General features: G+C 70.6%; 19 protein-coding genes. 9 read left to right on the forward strand and 10 right to left on the reverse strand.

Going from position 1 to position 17282, the window contains the following annotated elements:
- The first annotated feature begins 141 nt into the window (after positions 1 to 141).
- Positions 142 to 990 (forward strand): NUDIX domain-containing protein, encoded by an 849-nt coding sequence (locus tag AC07EQ_RS15005; protein ID WP_478388530.1) that lies wholly within the window; start codon positions 142 to 144, stop codon positions 988 to 990.
- Here AC07EQ_RS15005 and AC07EQ_RS15010 read toward each other — a convergent pair.
- Both AC07EQ_RS15010 and trpS read right to left on the reverse strand, forming a co-directional pair.
- Entirely contained in the window at positions 987 to 1655 is a 669-nt protein-coding gene (locus AC07EQ_RS15010; protein ID WP_478388531.1) for a Uma2 family endonuclease, read from the reverse strand. The genes AC07EQ_RS15005 and AC07EQ_RS15010 overlap by 4 nt on opposite strands.
- A gap of 129 nt (positions 1656 to 1784) precedes the next feature.
- The gene (trpS, locus tag AC07EQ_RS15015; protein WP_478388532.1) at positions 1785 to 2750 is read right to left on the reverse strand and encodes a tryptophan--tRNA ligase; all 966 of its coding nucleotides are present in this window, start codon (positions 2748 to 2750) and stop codon (positions 1785 to 1787) included.
- 209 nt (positions 2751 to 2959) lie between these two features.
- Here trpS and AC07EQ_RS15020 point away from each other — a divergent pair, with 209 nt between their 5' ends.
- Positions 2960 to 3271 carry a YciI family protein gene (locus AC07EQ_RS15020; RefSeq protein ID WP_478388533.1) on the forward strand — a complete coding sequence of 104 codons (312 nt, stop codon included), beginning with the start codon at positions 2960 to 2962 and terminating at the stop codon, positions 3269 to 3271.
- A gap of 52 nt (positions 3272 to 3323) precedes the next feature.
- Here AC07EQ_RS15020 and AC07EQ_RS15025 read toward each other — a convergent pair whose 3' ends face one another.
- The gene (locus AC07EQ_RS15025) at positions 3324 to 3521 is read right to left on the reverse strand and encodes a hypothetical protein (protein WP_478388534.1); all 198 of its coding nucleotides are present in this window, start codon (positions 3519 to 3521) and stop codon (positions 3324 to 3326) included.
- A gap of 277 nt (positions 3522 to 3798) precedes the next feature.
- Between AC07EQ_RS15025 and typA the strand changes: the two genes are divergently transcribed.
- From typA to dapC, 7 genes are all read left to right on the forward strand, one after another.
- Positions 3799 to 5718, forward strand: coding sequence for a translational GTPase TypA (gene typA, locus AC07EQ_RS15030; RefSeq protein WP_478388535.1), 1920 nt, complete (start codon positions 3799 to 3801; stop codon positions 5716 to 5718).
- A 411-nt stretch (positions 5719 to 6129) separates the two neighbouring features.
- Positions 6130 to 7881: an ABC transporter family substrate-binding protein gene (locus AC07EQ_RS15035; RefSeq protein WP_478388536.1), complete on the forward strand. Its 1752-nt coding sequence runs from the start codon at positions 6130 to 6132 to the stop codon at positions 7879 to 7881.
- A 195-nt stretch (positions 7882 to 8076) separates the two neighbouring features.
- Complete coding sequence (gene mshB / locus AC07EQ_RS15040) at positions 8077 to 8988, forward strand: N-acetyl-1-D-myo-inositol-2-amino-2-deoxy-alpha-D-glucopyranoside deacetylase (protein WP_478388537.1); 912 nt, start codon at positions 8077 to 8079, stop codon at positions 8986 to 8988.
- Positions 8985 to 9353, forward strand: coding sequence for a hypothetical protein (locus tag AC07EQ_RS15045; RefSeq protein ID WP_132483156.1), 369 nt, complete (start codon positions 8985 to 8987; stop codon positions 9351 to 9353). Before mshB ends, AC07EQ_RS15045 begins: the two co-directional genes overlap by 4 nt.
- On the forward strand, positions 9346 to 10104 hold the full coding sequence (locus tag AC07EQ_RS15050; protein ID WP_397526189.1) for a hypothetical protein: 759 nt from the start codon (positions 9346 to 9348) through the stop codon (positions 10102 to 10104). The genes AC07EQ_RS15045 and AC07EQ_RS15050 overlap by 8 nt, the downstream gene beginning before the upstream one ends.
- Before the next feature lie 141 nt (positions 10105 to 10245).
- Positions 10246 to 10566, forward strand: a complete 321-nt coding sequence (gene fdxA / locus AC07EQ_RS15055) for a ferredoxin (RefSeq protein WP_093273442.1) — start codon at positions 10246 to 10248, stop codon at positions 10564 to 10566.
- A complete protein-coding gene (gene dapC, locus AC07EQ_RS15060) occupies positions 10563 to 11687 on the forward strand; it encodes a succinyldiaminopimelate transaminase (protein WP_478388538.1) in 1125 nt (374 codons plus the stop codon). The genes fdxA and dapC overlap by 4 nt, the downstream gene beginning before the upstream one ends.
- 95 nt (positions 11688 to 11782) lie before the next feature.
- Here the strand turns inward: dapC and AC07EQ_RS15065 are convergent, their stop codons facing one another.
- From AC07EQ_RS15065 to AC07EQ_RS15095, 7 genes are all read right to left on the reverse strand, one after another.
- Entirely contained in the window at positions 11783 to 12724 is a 942-nt protein-coding gene (locus tag AC07EQ_RS15065) for a CHAD domain-containing protein (protein WP_478388539.1), read from the reverse strand.
- Positions 12725 to 12838: 114 nt separating this feature from the next.
- Positions 12839 to 13825 (reverse strand): 2,3,4,5-tetrahydropyridine-2,6-dicarboxylate N-succinyltransferase, encoded by a 987-nt coding sequence (gene dapD, locus AC07EQ_RS15070; protein WP_397526192.1) that lies wholly within the window; start codon positions 13823 to 13825, stop codon positions 12839 to 12841.
- A 99-nt stretch (positions 13826 to 13924) separates the two neighbouring features.
- Positions 13925 to 14362, reverse strand: coding sequence for an LppA family lipoprotein (locus tag AC07EQ_RS15075; protein WP_478388540.1), 438 nt, complete (start codon positions 14360 to 14362; stop codon positions 13925 to 13927).
- 37 nt (positions 14363 to 14399) lie between these two features.
- Complete coding sequence (locus AC07EQ_RS15080) at positions 14400 to 14567, reverse strand: hypothetical protein (RefSeq protein WP_478388541.1); 168 nt, start codon at positions 14565 to 14567, stop codon at positions 14400 to 14402.
- 55 nt (positions 14568 to 14622) lie between these two features.
- Complete coding sequence (locus tag AC07EQ_RS15085; protein WP_478388542.1) at positions 14623 to 15153, reverse strand: LppA family lipoprotein; 531 nt, start codon at positions 15151 to 15153, stop codon at positions 14623 to 14625.
- A complete protein-coding gene (locus tag AC07EQ_RS15090; protein WP_478388543.1) occupies positions 15150 to 16925 on the reverse strand; it encodes an alpha/beta hydrolase in 1776 nt (591 codons plus the stop codon). Before AC07EQ_RS15090 ends, AC07EQ_RS15085 begins: the two co-directional genes overlap by 4 nt.
- Positions 16926 to 16933: 8 nt before the next feature.
- Positions 16934 to 17239 (reverse strand): hypothetical protein, encoded by a 306-nt coding sequence (locus AC07EQ_RS15095; protein WP_478388544.1) that lies wholly within the window; start codon positions 17237 to 17239, stop codon positions 16934 to 16936.
- Positions 17240 to 17282: the final 43 nt, after the last annotated feature.

Below are 17282 nucleotides of genomic sequence, written 5' to 3' on the forward strand. Positions count from 1 at the left end.
CCCCGCGGCGGTGCCGATCGCGGGAACCGTCGGCGCTCGGATGCCGCCGCGACGCGGTCGTGCTCGTCGCGCTCCCCGCCGGTACGGCCTCCGACCAGGCGGTGGTGGTTGACCCGACCGGGTGGGGCAAGATGTCTGCACGTGTCGGTTTTGCGGAGCACGGGACTGATCGAGGCGCCGGTGGCCACGGTGGGGGCCGCCCTGCGGCACACCCGGACCGCCGAGGTCGGACTCGCGGCCCTGGGCGTCAGCGGCCGCGCCGCCACCCGTCCGGCCGCGTTGCTCGTGCCCGGCGATGAGATCGTCTTCCACACCAAGATCGCCCGCCTTCCCGTCGATCTGACCACTCGAGTCGTGCGCGCCGATGCCGACGCGATGAGTTCCGTGCTGATCTCCGGCCCGCTGCCGGAGTTGCGCCACGAGTCGGTGCTCGCCGAGGTCGGCCCCCGGACGCTGCTCACCGACTCGCTGCACTGGACGACGCCGTTCGGTCCGCTGGGGCGGCTCGTCGACGTCGCCGTCGTCCGCCGGTTCGCGCTGGACGTGCTGGCCTCGCGCATCGCCGGCGCGCGGGAGCTCGCCGAATCCTGGGCGACCCGCCCGATCGTCGTCGGCACCGCAATCGTCCACAAGGGACGGTTGCTGGCGCAGCAGCGCAGCTACCCCGCCCCGGACGCGGGCCGCTGGGAGCTGCCCGGCGGCCGGGTCGAGCCGGGCGAGGACGAATCCGCCGCGGTCGTCCGGGAGTGTCAGGAAGAGCTCGCCGTCGAAGTCCGCCCGACCGGACGCGTCGGCACGGACGTCCCGCTCAGCAACGGCATGCTCCTGCGCATCCACGCGGCCGAACTCGCCGACCCGACGGCGACCCCGAAAGCCGTGGAGCACAGCGAAGTCCGCTGGGTGGCGGCGGACGAACTGGCCGGGCTCGACTGGCTCGACGCCGACCGGGTCCTCGTCCACTCCCTCCGAAGCCTGCTGGTCGGGGCCTAAAGCTCCAGGAGCTCGATGGGATCGAACGACAGCGGGAACGGCAGCTCGGTCTCAAAGGTCTGGCCGTCCAGCGCTTTGGCGTGATCGCGGTAAATGCCGTCTTCCAAGCGCAGCAGCTCCACCGAAACGCGCTCGCGTTCCCTGGCGATGTCAACTCGCATGAAGTATGGAATGCCCGCCTTGGCGTATTCAGCAGGTTGGTCCACGTAGTCGTTCCGGCGGCTCGACCTCGACACGCACTCACCGATGAGCAGGACGGCTTCGGGTGAGATCCAGACGCGTCCACGTGCTGGTTCACGAAGCACGGCGAAGTCGGGTTGTGCCCACCGCATCGACGAAATTCTTGGCATCTCGACGTTCAGCGTGGTGTAGGCATTGCCGCCGAGGCGACGTGCAGGCGTACGCATCCGGAGGTAGAGCTCATCCGCTGCGTAGACATTCGCCGAACCTTCGTAGGGGCTCACTATCAGCTTCCCGTCCAGGCACTCGTACTTAGCCGGGGGCATCCCCGGAATCGGTAGGTACCTTTCGGCAAGCTCGGGCGTCCACAACCCGTCTAGATCAACGAGCGGATCGAACGGGGCGTGCGGGTCGAACGATGGTGCAGCCACGGCAGCACTCCTCTCGACCAAGAACGCAGTGTTGCCTTCCATCGCAGTACCCATGAGCCCAGGTTGCCGACACTGATCCATTGTTCGCCAGGTGATCCACTCGAACTGGTGAACGAATGCGCAGGTAGTGTGGGGCGCCCGCGGCCAAGTGGCCAGGTCGCGGGCGCCCCGTGCTCCGGCGGATCAGCGCAGGCCGGTCACGCGCAACGCGGCCTGCAGCCGCGGCTGCGCCCGCTCGCTCGCCCGCTTCGCTCCGTGCGCCCGGATGCGGTCCAGCTCCGACGCGTCCTCCAGCAGCTCCCGGGCGCGTTCGCGCACCGGTCGCAGCTCCTCGATCACGGCGTCGGCCACCGCATCCTTGAGCTCCGCGTAGGTGCTCGCCGATTCCGTTGCGGCGTAAGGGCTCGTGTCGTTGCAGGCGGCGAGGATCTCCAGGAGGTTCGCCACCCCTGGCCGGCCGTCCGGGTCGTACCGCACCTCGTCGAGGCCGTCGGTGACCGCGCGGCGGAACTTGCGGCGGATGACGTCCGGCTCGTCGAGCACGAAGACCACGCCGGGGGACTGCTGGTTGGACTTCTCCATCTTGCGCGCCGGGTCGGCGAGGTCCCGGATCCGCGCCGCCGTCTTGGGCACCACGGCCTCCGGGACGGTGAACACGTCGCCGTAGTTGGCGTTGAACCGGCGGGCGAGCGTGCGGGCCAGCTCGACGTGCTGGTCCTGGTCGCTGCCGACCGGCACCTGGGTGGCGCCCTGCAGCAGGATGTCGGCGGCCATCAGCACCGGGTAGGTCAGCAGACCCACCCGCACCGACTCCTGCCCGGCGCCCCGCTCCTTGAACTGGACCATCCGGGCGGCTTCGCCGTAGGAGCAGGTGCATTCCAGGATCCAGTTCAGCGTCCCCAACTCGCCCGCCAGATCCGACTGCACGAACAGCGAATCCGGGTCGATGCCCGCCGCGAGCAGCACCGCGAACTGCTCGCGGGTGAGCGCGCGCAGCCGCTGCGGCCGGTGCGACGTGGTCATGGCGTGCAGGTCGGAGACGAAGAACAGGTCCGCAGGTTCGCGCTCGGCGGCCCACCGCCGCACGGCGCCGAGGTAGTTGCCCAGCTGGACGTGGCCGGACGGGGTGATCCCGGACAGGCGGGTCATTGGTCTCTCCTGGGGTCCTGGGCCGCTGGCACCGGGATCGACCTCGCACCGCTCGGCCGCCCGGAGGGGCGGCCGGTGGTCTGCGTGTCAGTGCACGACGCTGCTGGGCCGCCCTCGGACGGCCCACCACATGTTCGACATTGCGCGCACGCGGCAATGTTACCGCTTGGTGATCGGCAGCGGTCAAGTGGAAGGGCTACCGTGAAAGAATGTTTGTAGTGCTGCTGCAATACACCGCGCCAGAATCGGATATCGACGGCCAACTGGTAGATCACTACGAATGGGTAACCCAGCATTACGATGCCGGTGACTTCATCGCCGCCGGCCACCGCCACCCGCGCAGCGGCGGGGTGATCATCGCCAGGGCGATGTCCCGCGGCAGGCTCGACGCGATCCTCGCGACGGACCCGTTCGCGCTGCACAAGATGGCTCGCTACGAGGTCATCGAGTTCACCGCGCTGCGGACGATCCCCGAGTTGGCGAAGTACGCCGACCCGTTGTCCACGGTCGCCCACAAGTAGCCCCGAGGCCACCTCGCAACCGCGGCGGGTGCCGCGGTGAGATCAATTCGCGCTATTTCTTCTTTGCCGCTTTCTTGACCTTTTTTTGCGTTTTCTTGACCTCTTCCGCCTTGGCCTCGCGCAGCAGGTCGCGCAGGACCACGATGGGGCAGCTCTTGCAGGGCGGTCGCGACCGACAGCATTTCTTCTTGACCTTGATGGTGCCTTTGCCCACGGTGTGTTCTTTCGGTGCCGAGACGGGGTTGGGCACAGGCTAGGCGAACCTAACCTGAAATGGCGAACTTGATGTTGGGCGCCGGCCCCGAGTGTTGCGCTGAGCACGCGGCGGCCGGTCCCGCACGAGGTTGCACTACCCTGGGAGGAGCCGCGCGTCGACGTGCGCGCCTCCGCCCCGGGCGGTGGCGCCCGATCAGCTCCGCAGCTGCGGCGCAGTGGAGCCGCGGCACGGTGCCTTGCGGATCGTCCCGCACCCGGACCAAGTCGACGAACCCCGCCGCGCCCATCTGCGCCGATCCAGGAGTACCCGCGTGTCCGCCACCAGCGTCGCCGCCCCCATTCGCAGTGATCTGCGCAACGTCGCCATCGTTGCCCACGTCGACCACGGCAAGACCACCCTGGTGGATGCCATGCTGCGGCAGTCCGGTGCCTTCTCCGAGCGCGCCGAGCTCGTCGACCGCGTGATGGACTCCAACGACCTGGAGCGCGAGAAGGGCATCACGATCCTCGCGAAGAACACCGCGGTCCGTCGGGAGACCGACGCCGGCCCGGTGACCATCAACGTGGTGGACACCCCCGGCCACGCCGACTTCGGCGGCGAGGTCGAGCGCGCCCTGTCGATGGTGGACGGGGTGCTGCTGCTGGTCGACGCCAGCGAGGGTCCGCTGCCGCAGACCCGGTTCGTGCTGCGCAAGACGCTGGCCGCCGGGCTGCCGGTGATCCTGGTCGTGAACAAGGTCGACCGCCCGGACGCTCGCTGCGCCGAGGTCGTCGAGGAGGCCCACGACCTGCTGCTGGAACTGGCCAGCGAGCTCGACGGTGAGGTCGAGCTCGACATGGAGGCGATCCTGGACCTGCCGGTCGTCTACGCCTCCGCGCGCGCCGGCCGGGCGTCGCTGGCCCAGCCGGTGGACGGCGGGCTGCCCGACGAGGAAGACCTCAGCGCGCTGTTCGAGGTGCTGCTCAAGCACGTGCCCGCGCCGACCGCGGACACCGAGGCCCCGCTGCGCGCGCTGGTGACGAACCTCGACGCGTCCTCGTTCCTCGGCCGGATCGCGCTGTGCCGGATCCACTCCGGCACCTTGCGCAAGGGCCAGACCGTCGGCTGGTGCCGCGCCGACGGCACCGTCGAGAAGGTCCGGCTGACCGAGCTGCTGATCACCGAGAACCTCGACCGGGTGCCGTGCAGCGAGGCGTCCGCGGGCGACCTGGTCGCCATCGCCGGTATCCCGGACATCACCATCGGCGACACCCTCGCCGACCCCGACGCCCCCGAGCCGCTGGCCCGGATCACCGTCGACGACCCGGCGATCTCGATGACCATCGGCGTCAACACCTCGCCGCTGACCGGCCGCAACGGCGGCACCAAGGTCACCGCGCGGCAGGTCAAGAACCGGCTGGACGCCGAGCTGATCGGCAACGTCAGCATGAAGGTGCTGCCCACCGAGCGGCCGGACGCCTGGGAGGTGCAGGGCCGCGGCGAGCTGGCGCTGGCCATCCTGGTGGAGACCATGCGCCGGGAGGGCTTCGAGCTCACCGTCGGCAAGCCGCAGGTGGTCACCCGGACCATCGACGGCCAGCTGTGCGAGCCGTTCGAGCGGCTGACCATCGACGCCCCCGAGGAGCACCTCGGCGCGGTCACCCAGCTGCTGGCCGGGCGCAAGGGCCGGATGGAGACCATGGACGGGCACGGCACCGGCCGCATCAAGCTGGAGTACGTGGTCCCGGCCCGCGGCCTGATCGGGTTCCGCACCGAGTTCCTCACCGAGACCCGTGGCACCGGCATCGCCAACCACGTGTTCGAGGGCTACTTCCCGTGGGTGGGCGAGCTGCGCACCCGGCACACCGGCTCGCTGGTGGCCGACCGGGCGGGCTCGGCGACGACCTACGCGCTGATCCAGCTGGCCGACCGCGGCAGCTTCTTCGTGGAGCCGGGCAGCGAGGTCTACGAGGGCATGGTGGTCGGGGAGAACCCGCGCGCCGAGGACCTCGACGTGAACATCACCAAGGAGAAGAAGCTCACCAACATGCGGTCCTCCACCGCGGACGAGCTGGAGCGGCTGGCCAAGCCGCGGACGCTCGCGCTGGAGGAGGCGCTGGAGTTCTGCTCCGGCGACGAGTGCGTCGAGGTCGGCCCGTCGGCGATCCGGGTGCGCAAGATGGTCCTGGACAGCACGACCCGCGCCCGCGAGCGCTCCCGCGCCAAGGCCCGCGACAACGGCGTCAACTGAGTTCGAAGACGCCTTCTCGCTGAGGGATCCCAGACGTCATGAATGGCAAATTCACAACGTCGGGGCTGTCCTCGCGAGGAGGCGTCTGAGAACCCGTGGCGGTGCCGGTTGCGACAACCGAGCGCCCGGTCTGTGCTCGTTGTGGGATTCCCGACATCGTGCGGCGGTCTCGGCGGCGGCTCGAACAGCGGCCGCCGTCGAGTCAGCTCGCGCTCATCCTCGGCGTGACCGGGGATTTCGCCGAATCGCGCGCAGCGCGGGACGTCGGCTAGCACACTGGGCCGTGACCCCGGTGTCGATCATTTCGGCGACGGCAGGAACCATGGAGGGCTCTCGCGCGTCTTCCGCACGTGCGAGCCGCCCCGGGTGGGCCGGGGTGTTCGGGGGAGCAGACGTGAGGGGAGGTCCGGCGTGTCCCAGGGTCGACGCCGCCCACTGGCAGTGGTCTCCCTGCTGCTGACCACCGTCAGCGTGGTGGCTGCCTGCACGAATGCGCCCCCGCCGCCGCTGGTGCCGCAACCGCAAACCCCGACGCAGGCCCCGCCGACCAGCGCGCCGCCGACGCAGCCGATGCCGGTGGAGGTCGTCGTCGGTGTCGACGAGCTCGAGGGCGGGTTCAACCCGCACACCCTCGCCGACCTGTCGCCGACGAGTTCGGCGCTGGCCAGCCTGATGCTGCCGTCGGTGTTCCGCCCGGGGGCCGACGGCAACCTGCAGCTGGACGGCACGCTGATGGAATCGGCCGAGTTGGTGCCGGACGCGGAGAAGTTCACCGTCCGCTACCGGATCCGGCGGGAGGCCAACTGGTCCGACGGCGCGCCGATCGCCGCCGAGGACTTCGTCTACCTGTGGGAGCAGCTGCGTTCCCAGCCCGGCGTGTCCGATCCGGCCGGTTACCAGCTGATCGACGACGTCGCGTCGCGGCAGGGTGGCAAGACGGTCGACGTGACCTTCGCCAAGCCGTTCCCCGGCTGGCAGACGCTGTTCAACAACCTGCTGCCCGCGCACCTGCTCAGGGACGCGCCGCGCGGCTGGGCGACGGTGCTCGACGACGGCTACCCGGCCTCCGGCGGCCCGTTCGCGATCCGGCAGATCGACCTGGACCGCGGCGAGATCATCCTGGAGCGCAACGACCGCTACTGGGGTCCGCCCGCGCAGTCGGACCGGATCGTGCTGCGCGCGCTCGACAGGGCGCGCCAGGTCGAGGCGTTGCGCAGCGGAGACAGCCACCTCGCCGTGTTCGGCGCGGACCGGGCCGCCCTGCAGTCGCTGCGGGACCTCGGTGACGCGGTGCAGCTGATCACCGTGCCTCGCCCGGCCACCATGGAGGTGCTGCTGCGGCACGACAGCCGCGAGCTGGCGGACGTCAAGGTGCGCCGGGCGGTTCTCGCGGCCCTCGACCGGCCCGCGCTGATCGAGGCGGGCACCGGCGGCGGGCCCGCGGATCAGCTGCAGGCGCACGCTCAGGTGCTCGCCCCGTCCGAGCGCGGTTACACGCCGACCGAACAGGGGTTGCCGAACCGGCCCGATCCCGCGCAGGTCGAGCGGCTGCTCGGCGAGGCCGGGTACCACCGCAGCGGCGGGGCGTGGCTGCGGGACGGGCGACCGCTGAACCTCGTCATCGCGGCGCCGTTCGAGCACGAGTCCTACATCCGGGTCGCCGAGGCGACCGCGCAGCAGCTGCGGGAGCAGGGGATCCAGGCGACCGTGGTGACGCCGACCGGTGATCAGCTGTTCGGCGAGATGCTGTCGGCCAATCCGCGGTCCGGGGAATCCGGCGGGGCGGGCTCGGTGGACATGGCGATCGCGCCTCGCCCGGCCGGCGGTGATCCGGCGGCGATGATGGCCTCCTCGTACGGTTGCCCAGGCGTGGCCGCGGACAGCGAGCAGCCGTTCCCGTACAACGACGCCGGCTTCTGCGACGAGCTGCTGCAGCCGACGATCGACGCGGCGCTGACCGGGCAGGTGCCGTTCCCGGAGGCCTCGGCGGTCGTCGAGCCGGTGCTGTGGCGCGACGCGGTCGCGCTCCCGCTGTACCAGCAGGCCCAGGTGATGGCGCTGCGCCGGGAGGCCACCGGGGTCGAGGCCGGCAACGGCCTGGCCGGGCCGTTCTCGACCGCTGCCAAGTGGATCGGAACGCCTGCCGATAACGACGGCTATTAATTCCCGAGACGTGGCCACCCAGCGGACATGCTGCCGCTGAGCTGCGAGACCGTCGATCCGTTCGGCTCGTGGGCGGATCGGAGCGGGGAGATTGCCGCGATCGGGGTGCGCCGTTCGCGGCGCGCCGAATCGGGCGTTCGGGGTAATGCGGCTACCGTGCGCAGTGTGGTGTGCGTCGCAGATTAGGCTGGACCGGTGACGCTGACGGCCCCACCGAGGTTGCTGCTGGTACACGCGCACCCAGACGACGAAACCCTCTGGACCGGCGGGACGATCGCCCGCTACGCCGCCCGCGGCGTGCAGGTGGTGGTGGTGACCTGCACCCTCGGCGAGGAGGGCGAGGTCATCCCCGAGAGCCTGCGCGGCCTGGTTTCGGACCAGGCCGACCAGCTCGGCGGCTACCGCGTGGGCGAGCTGCGCTCGGCCTGCGCCGCGCTGCGGGTGGCCGATCACCGGTTCCTCGGCGGCATCGGCCGCTGGCGCGACTCGGGGATGCTCTGGGAGCAGCCCGGTCAGGCGGGCGCGCTGCCCGACGCGCACCCGCGCGCCTTCGCCGTCGGTGACCTGCAGGAGCAGACCGATGCGCTGGAAGCCGTGCTGCGGGAGGTGAAGCCGCAGGTCGTCGTGAGCTACGCGGCCGACGGTGGCTACGGCCATCCGGACCACGTCCGGGCTCACGAGGTGACCGTCGCGGCGGCCGCGAAGGTTCCCGACGTCCAGCGGGTGTTCTACGCGGTCCCGTCCCGCGACGAGCTCGCGAAGGGGCTCGCCAGGCTGGCGGAGGCCGCGGACATGCCCTTCGAGCTGCCCGAACCGCACGAGCTGGCCAGCGTCGAGGACGAATCGATCACCACGGTCGTCGACGTCTCCGAGCACCTGCCGGCGAAGATCAGCGCCCTGCGAGCGCACGGCACGCAGGTGAAGGTGTGGCTGGATCAGTGGCACAACGGCGAGGGCGTGGCGGCGTACGCGCTGTCCAACGGCGTCGCTCAGCCGATCGTGACGACCGAGCACTACGTGCTGGCGACGGGTGATCCGCAGGGCTGCCAGGCCGATCTCTTCGGCGGGCTCGGGGTGAGCGGAACCGAGCCGGTGGGCGACCGTTGACCGCTCGCGACCGCGTGCTGCTCGGGTTTCTGCTGCTCAATGCCCTTCTGCTGGCGTTGATCGAGTTGTTGTTCCTCCCGTCCTACATCGGCTCCGTGCAGTTCCCGGTCACCGCCGCGCTGGCGGTGGTGACCACGCCGCTGCTGGTGGCCGAGGCCGCGCGGATCTCGCCGCGGCGCCGGATCGCCGGGGCCCCGTTGCTGGTGTGGTTCGCGACGGTTTTCGTGTTCGGTCTGTTCGGGCCGGGCGGCGACATCGTGCTGCTCAACGACTGGCGCGCCCTGCTGCTGATCGGTGGCGGCGCCCTGCCCAGTGCGATGATGCTCGGAATCGTGCTGGGCAAGAACGCGAAGCGCCATGGCTGAGGTGCTGACCGACGAGCGGATCGCGGCGGTGCTGCGGCCGTTCGTGCGGGCGACCGCGCCGGTGCTGGACGCGTTGCGGGAGTCCGATCCGCTGCGGCTGCGCGGTCGGTCCGGCGATCTCGACGCAGACGGGGCGTTGCGGAAGGTCCTGCGGCAGCTGGACGGGATGCAGGTGCCGGGAAGTTCCGCGTGGGACGCGATGTCCGTCGAGCAGCGCTGCGACTGGTGGGCCTCCCGGGTCGGGCGGTTCCTCGCGCTGGTCGCCGGGCTGCCCCGGTTCGGCGGCGTCATCACGTCGCGGCTGCCGATCCGCAACGCGCTGGGCATCACCGGCCAGGGCCTGGTGCTGTGCGCCATCGCCGCCGAGCACGGCGTGACCGATCGGGCCGTCAAGGTGCAGCTGATCGCCGAGGTGCTGCTGGGGCGCGAGTTGTCGGACGAGCTGGCGGCCGGGCGCGCCGAGGACGACGAGCGGGTCTCGGAGCTCACCGAGGACCTCGACGCCGCGCGGCGCGAGCACGGCCGGGCGACGCCGAAGGCCGTCGTGCGCACGGTGTGGCGAATGGCACGTGCGCTGTGGGAGATCGATTCGGAACTCGACAAGCGGCCGCAGGGGCGCTTCTACCACGAGTTGATCGGCAGCGTCCCGGTCGTCGGCGTCGTGGGCGGCTACCTGGGAGAAAGATCTGCCCTGCGCAAGGTGGGGCGGCTCGGCGCGCAATGGTTGCGGCGCAATGGTTTACGGCGTTAACCCCGGCGTCGTAGAGTCGGTCCGGCTCTCGCGCTGTGGGACCAGTTACGTGTCCAGGGTGGGTAAGAGAGATACTGTCAGCAGTCGCCTCAGGAGGTTCCTGAGCGCGAGTAGGACAACGCTTCGAGCAGGAGAGCAACCGTGACCTACGTGATCGCCGAGCCCTGCGTCGACGTGCTCGACAAGGCATGCATCGAGGAATGCCCTGTCGATTGCATCTACGAGGGCGGGCGGATGCTCTACATCCACCCCGATGAGTGCGTCGACTGCGGTGCCTGCGAACCGGTCTGCCCGGTGGAGGCCATCTACTACGAGGACGACGTGCCGGAGGAGTGGGCCGCTTACACCAAGGCGAACGTGGACTTCTTCGACGAGCTCGGCTCGCCGGGCGGTGCGGCGAAGGTGGGCAAGGTCAACAAGGACGTCGAGCCCGTCACCAGCCTGCCCCCGCAGGGCGAATGAGTTCCGCGACCGGCCCGGGTGCTGCGGCGCCCGGGCTCCGGGGCCCGCAGCTGCCGGACTTCCCGTGGGATTCGCTGGCGTCCCAGACCGAGACGGCCCGGTCGCACCCGGACGGCATCGTCAACCTGTCGGTCGGCACGCCGGTCGACCCGGTGCCGGAGAACCTGCGGCGGGCCCTGTCGGCGGTGGCCGATCAGCCGGGCTACCCGGCCACGCACGGAACCCCGGAGCTCCGGGAGGCCGCCGTCGCCTCGATGGAGCGGCGCTACGGCGTTTCCGGCCTGGAGCCGGACGCGGTGGTGCCGACCATCGGCTCGAAGGAACTGGTGGCCTGGTTGCCGACGTTGCTCGGCGTCCGGCCCGGCGACATCGTCGCGATCCCGGAGCTGGCGTACCCGACCTACGAGGTCGGCGCGAAGATCGCCGGCGCCGAGGTGGTCCGGCTCGCGCCCGGCGAGCTGCCGCCGGCCGGTACCCGGCTGCTGTGGCTGAACTCCCCGTCCAACCCGACCGGCCGGGTGCTGGACGCCCAGCAGCTCGCCGACTCGGTGCGGGCGGCGCGGGAGCTCGGCGCGGTCGTCGCCTCGGACGAGTGCTACCTCGCGCTCGGGTGGGACGCCGAGCCGGTTTCGGTGCTGCACCCCTCGGTGAGCTCCGACTTCCGCGGCGTGCTGGCCGTGCACTCGCTTTCGAAGTCCTCGAACCTGGCGGGGTATCGCGCCGGGTTCTTCACCGGTGATCCGGACCTGGTGCGGGGCCTGCTGGAGCTGCGCAAGCACGCGGGGATGATCGTCCCCCGGCCGGTGCAGGAGGCGATCACCGCCGCGCTGAGCGATGACGCGCACGTGGGTGTGCAGCGCGAGCTCTACGCGGCGCGGCGGGCGGTGTTGCGGCCCGCGCTGGAGGCGGCGGGGTTCCGAATCGAACACTCGCAGGCGGGCCTGTACCTGTGGGCGACCCGCGGCGACGATGCGTGGCAGACGGTGGAGTGGTTGGCGCAGCGGGGAATTCTCGTGGCGCCGGGCACCTTCTACGGCCCGGCAGGGGAGCGCCACGTCCGCATCGCCCTGACCGCGTCGGACGAGCGCATCGCTGCGACGGCCAAGCGCCTGAGCGAATGATCCGGCTGCCGGACCGCTACCGCTGGTAGAAGCCCGCGAGCGGTTTGGGGTGCTGTAGCGCGCCAAACCACTCACGGGCTCTTGCCCGGGCACCTTCAGATCGCTGCGGCTGCGGCGTCGAGTGCTTCCCACGCCCGCCACCACTGGGTGCGGCGCTCCGCTTTGCGCGCCTGCTCCCGCTCCACCAAGCGGCCCGCCACGAATGCGACCGCGGCGTCGACGTTCTCGCCGAAGTCGCGCAGGAGGCCGCGAACGCGTTCTTCGGCCACGCAGGCGTCCTGGTGCTCTCCGAGCACGTCCTGGAACTGCTTCGCCGCCTTGATCAGCTGCTGCATCGGCTTGCCGAACGCCGGTTGCGCCAGTTCCGCCGTGTAGCGCACTCGCTTGCCCCGAATGCGCAGCGCGTGCAGCTCGTCGTCGGCGGGCGCTTCTGGCAGTCGTGCAACGGATTTCCGGACCTTGCGGAACTGGCCGAGGACCAGCCTGCGCAACTCGCGTTCGGTGTCCACATCGGACTCCGGTGTCGGCAGTCCGGCGCGGAGCGAGTCCGAGATCGAGCGGAGCAGGGCGAGGTAGCGGTCGCTGTCCAGCGCCGCGAGCATCTCCACCCTGGCCAGGCCGTGCTCGGCCTCCAGGCCGGAGATCAGCCGGGCCGCCGCGGCGCGTTCGTCGGCCGGGAGATCGGCGCTCTCCGCGCGCAGCCGCTCCAGCAGCACGTCGAGATCGCGAACCGGGCCGAGGGCCCTGCCCAACCAGCCCAGCTCCGCGCGCAACGGCTCCGACCAGTCCCGGTCCAGGAACCGCCGACCCGACAGCAGCATCGCCCGCATCCGGCGCACCGAGACCCGCATCTGGTGCAGTTCCTCGGGATCTTCGCCGTGCCGGGTGCCGGGGTCGTGCGAGATCAGGGCGCGCAGCCGGGCGTCCAGCCCGGCCCTGATGTGCTCGGCGAGCGGCGCCCGCCGGTCAGCCGTGCGGGGCTCGGCGGGCAGGTCGACGACACCGGTGAGGTCTCGTCGTTGCCGGCTGATGGCCATTGCCCATGATAAAACCGGCCGCCCCGGCCGCCGCCTCGTCCATCCAGCGGATCCCGCCCGCAGGAAGCGCGAAGGGCACCCCCGGCCGGAGGTGCCCTTTTCGCCGTCCCCGGGTCAGTCGTTGGCGTGCAGCGCCGCGTTCAGCTCGACCTTGCCGCCGGTCCGGGCGGTGACCTCGATCGTGCCGGTGGTGGAGTTGCGGCGGTACAGCAGGCCGTCCGAGCCGGACAGCTCCAGCGCCTTGGTGATGGTGCCGTCCGGCAGCGTCACCTTCGTGCCCGCCGTGATGTACAGGCCCGCCTCCACTACGCAGTCGTCGCCCAGCGAGATGCCCACCCCGCCGTTGGCGCCGATCAGGCAGCGCTCGCCGATGGAGATGACCTCCTTGCCGCCGCCGGAGAGGGTGCCCATGATCGAGCCGCCGCCCCCGACGTCCGAGCCGTCGCCGACGACGACGCCCGCCGAGATCCGGCCCTCCACCATCGACGCGCCCAGCGTGCCGGCGTTGAAGTTGACGAAGCCCTCGTGCATCACGGTGGTGCCGCTGGCGAGGTGCGCGCCCAGCCGGACCCGGTCGGCGTCGCCGATGCGGACCCCGGACGGCACGACGTAGTCGACCATGCGCGGGAACTTGTCGACGCTGTAGACGGTGACCGGGCCGCGCGCCCGCAGCCGCAGCCGGGTCGCCTCGAAGCCCTCCACCGGGCACGGGCCGTGGTTGGTCCACACGACGTTGGCGAGCAGGCCGAACATGCCGTCCAGGTTCTGGCCGTGCGGGCGGACCAGGCGGTGCGACAGCAGGTGCAGGCGCAGGTAGATGTCGTGCGCGTCGACCGCTTCGTCGGAGAGGCGGCCGATCTCGGTGCGCACCGCGACGACCTCGACGCCACGGGCCTCGTCCCGCCCGAGCAGGGCGGCCCCGGCCTCGCCGAGGGACTCGGCCGCCTCCTCGGCGGACAGCCGCGTGCTGCCGGACCGGCCCGGCTCGCCGAGCTTGACGGTCGGGAACCAGGTGTCCAGCACCGTGCCGTCGTCGGTCACGGTGGCCAGGCCGACGCCGTGGGCGCCCGTGGTCTGCGGGTCGGGAGACTGTGCACTCATACCTGAAACGGTAATCGGCGCAGGTGGCGGAGGTCCGCAGGGGTGGCCGCCACGGGTGCCGCCGACCGGGTGCCGCGCCGTTTTCGCGCGAGAACGGCGTCAGCCCTTGGCGGCGGCGAGCAGGTGGCAGCCGGTGGTGATCATCAGGACCGTGTTGGCGGCGGTGCCGAACTGGTAGACCGCGCCGTACTGGTCGTTGCCGATGATCTCGTGGTCGCCGCTGCGGTTCACGATGATCTCGGGCTCGCCGAAGCCGTACTCGGCGGTGATCTCCTGGACGATCTCCACCGCGAGCGGCCAGTCCGAGTCGGGCAGGTTGCCCGGCGCCCGCCACGACTCCAGGACCCGGCTCTCCGCCTCGTGGACGTCCGGGAACTCGGTGCAGCCGGCCCGGCTGACCGGGTCCGACACCGCCCACTTCAGCGGCCCGACCTCGATGTTGAGCCGGTCCAGCAGCCGCTGCTGCATCTGTTCGTAGCGCTCGCTGATCTCCTCGATGCTGGGGCGCTGGCGGAGCAGGTTGCGCGGGTCGTCCACGATTCCCCCGTACGGTCGGGTGCTGGCGGCGGTCGCCTCAGGAGATCATGCCGGAGATCACGTCGCCGATCCCGCGGCCGTCGTCCTTGACCGCCCGATCCGGCAATCCGGCGACCACCGTGCTCATGTTGTACTGGCTCGTGCTGTCCGGCGCGAAGTAGCTGCTGTGGCCCTCGGTCCCCGCAGTGACCGAGCAATTCGACACGGGTCAAGCGGCAGCGGCCCCGTTGCCAACGCGACACCCGCGGCCGGTACCGGGATCAGCCCTTGGCGGACTGGAGGAGGTGGCAGCCGGTGCGCAGGCTCAGGATCGTGTTCACCTTGGTGCCGAACTGCAGCTGCGCGCCGAATTCGTCGCGCATCTCGACCTTGTGGTCGCCGGGCCGGTTGACCACGATCTCCAGCTCCTTGAAGCCGTACTCCTTGGTCACGTCGATCCCGATCTGCTGCGCCCGCTCCCACTGGGCGTCCGGGATGTTGCCCTCGTAGGCCCAGGTGTCCAGGCTGTGCTGCTCGGCGCCGTCGACGTGCGAGAGCTCCTTGCCCTGGCAGGCGGCCTGGCCGGGGTCGCCCTTGTTGATCCAGGGCGCCGCCAGGCCGAGGTCGGCGGACAGCCGGTCCCGCAGCTTCTGCTGCATCTCCTCGTAGCGGGCGGTGATCTCTTCCATGGACGGTCGCTGCCGCAACATGCTGAGCGGGTCTGTCACGTTTCCCCCGTCGGACGGTTCGGGTCCGCTCGCGCAACCGGTGGCGAGCAGAGCGCAGAGGACGAACAGGACGAGCTTTCTCATGAGAAGAAGTCCTTGATGCCGGATACCGTCTTCTCGCCCAGGTCCTTGGCGCCGGACACCGTCTTCTCGCCGAAGTCGTAGATCGCGGAGCCGGCTTCCTGGGCCTGGTGCGGGACGTAGGAGATCACATCCCCGACGCCGTTGGTCTTGCCCGCCACGGTGTTGTCCGGGAGGCCCGCGACCACCGAGGCCATGTTGTGCTGGCTGGTGGTTTCGGTGTCCAGGTAGTCGCTGTGGCCCTCGACGCCCTTGCCCTCGTTCGACTTCTCGGTGGACAGGTCCTTGAAGCCGTCCATGTGGGACGGGTCGCCGCCGAACCGGGCGAAGTCCGCGACCTGGTCGTCCTTGGCCTCCAGCCGGTAGGCGTGGCCCTCGGGGACGTGCAGGTCCTCGATGTCGTTGGTGCCGACGCCGGGGGAGCCGAAGATGATCGCGTCGTCGACGCCGTGTCCGCCGCCCTGCAGGGCGTAGCCGGTGGTGGTGGAGCCGTAGGAGTGGCCGATCGCGGTCAGGTGCGGGTCGGTGTCCCGGGACTCGTTGATCCCCTTGTAGAAGTCGTTCAGCTTCTCGCCGCCCTCCCGGGCGGAGCTGGAGCTGATCACCGAGTCGCCGAACACGTCCGTGTCCTCGGACTTCTGCGGGGCTTCGTAGCCGAGCCAGGCCACCGCGGCGACGCTGTCGTCCTTGCCGTTGCGGAGGAGCTCGGCCTTCGACTCCTTGACCAGTTCCTGCATCTTCGAGTCGTAGCTGCCGAGGCTGTCCTGGACGGTGGTCAGGTAGCCGGGCGTGTACACCGAGACGTGGTCGGCCGTGTCGACGTTGCCCACCCCGACGGCGGCCTTCATCCGCTCGCCGCTGCTGTCGAGGACCAGCAGCTGGCGCGGCGGGTCCTCCTTGGCGATGGTCTTCTCGACCTCGTCCAGCGACTTGATCTTGTCGTTGACCTGCTGCAGCTTTTCCTTCTCGTCCTCGGAAACGCCGCCCTGCTCCAGCCGCCTCTTCTGGTGTTCGAGGTCGTTGCGCACGTCGTCGATGCGGCCGCGGTTGGCCTCGTCGCGGACCTCGGCGGGGATGCCGTCGCGGTTGCCCAGCCATTCGGGCGGGTTCTCCCGCAGCGCCGCGCGCTGCTCGTCGGACAGCGACTTCCACCACTCCGCCGCCGCCTTCGGCGAATCGTCCTTCGGTTTCCCGGCGGAGGCGGTGAGGGCCTGGATGTCGTCGGTGCTCGCGGCGTCGGCCAGGGAGCCGCCCTTGCCGGGCTCGATCTTGTCCTGCTCCGCGGAGGTCAGCGCCTTGGCGAGTTCGGCGTCGGCCTTCTCGGCGTCGTCGAGGATCTTCTCGATCGTCTCGACGAGCTTGTCGCGGACCTGGATGCGCTGCTGCTTGACCTGCTCAAGCTGGTCTTCCGGCACGTCCTGGGGCGGCTTGACGTCGCGGACGCCGCCTTCCTCGGTGATCTCGAAGCCGTTGGCCCGCGCCTCGTGGTCGGCCTGCTCGATCTGCTGCTTGATCCTGGCGACGTCGTCGGCCGCCGCGGCCACCGCGACCCGCACGGTGGCGACCTCGGCCACCAGCGAGCGCATGTCCGACATCAGCTTCTCGTGCTGCTTCGCGGAGCCGTCGGCGGCTTTGCCGCTCCAGCCCTCCGGATTCTTCGCGCCGTCCAGCTCGTCCTGCAGGTTGACGAGGTCGTCGCGGCGTTTTCCGAGGTCGTTGTGGACGGCGTCGAGGCCCTCCGGCTTCCAGCGGCGCACGTCGGCGAAGGACACCATGTCGCTGCCTATCTCCCGGCCTGCGTGCCGACGCGGTCGATGTCCGCCGCACTCGACTCGTCGGACTGCTGGTACCCGTCGGCGCTCGCGGTCAGCGATTCGCCGTGTTGCGCGGCGGCCTGGCTCCAGGACTTCATCGCCTTGTCCCAGCTCTGCGCGACCTGCGTCGACGCCCCCTCGGACTTGCTGCCGGGCATCGCCTCGGCGATGTCCTCGGCCGGCGGCCCCAGCTTCACCTGCCCGGCCTGCTCGCCCGCCGACTTCGCGCTCGCGCCGGCCTTCCTGAGTGCATCGGGATCGACCGTGTAATCCATGCCCCACCTCCAGCGGCGGAAGCCTAGCGTGATGATCACGGCT

The organism is Saccharopolyspora sp. NPDC045839, from assembly GCF_056431645.1.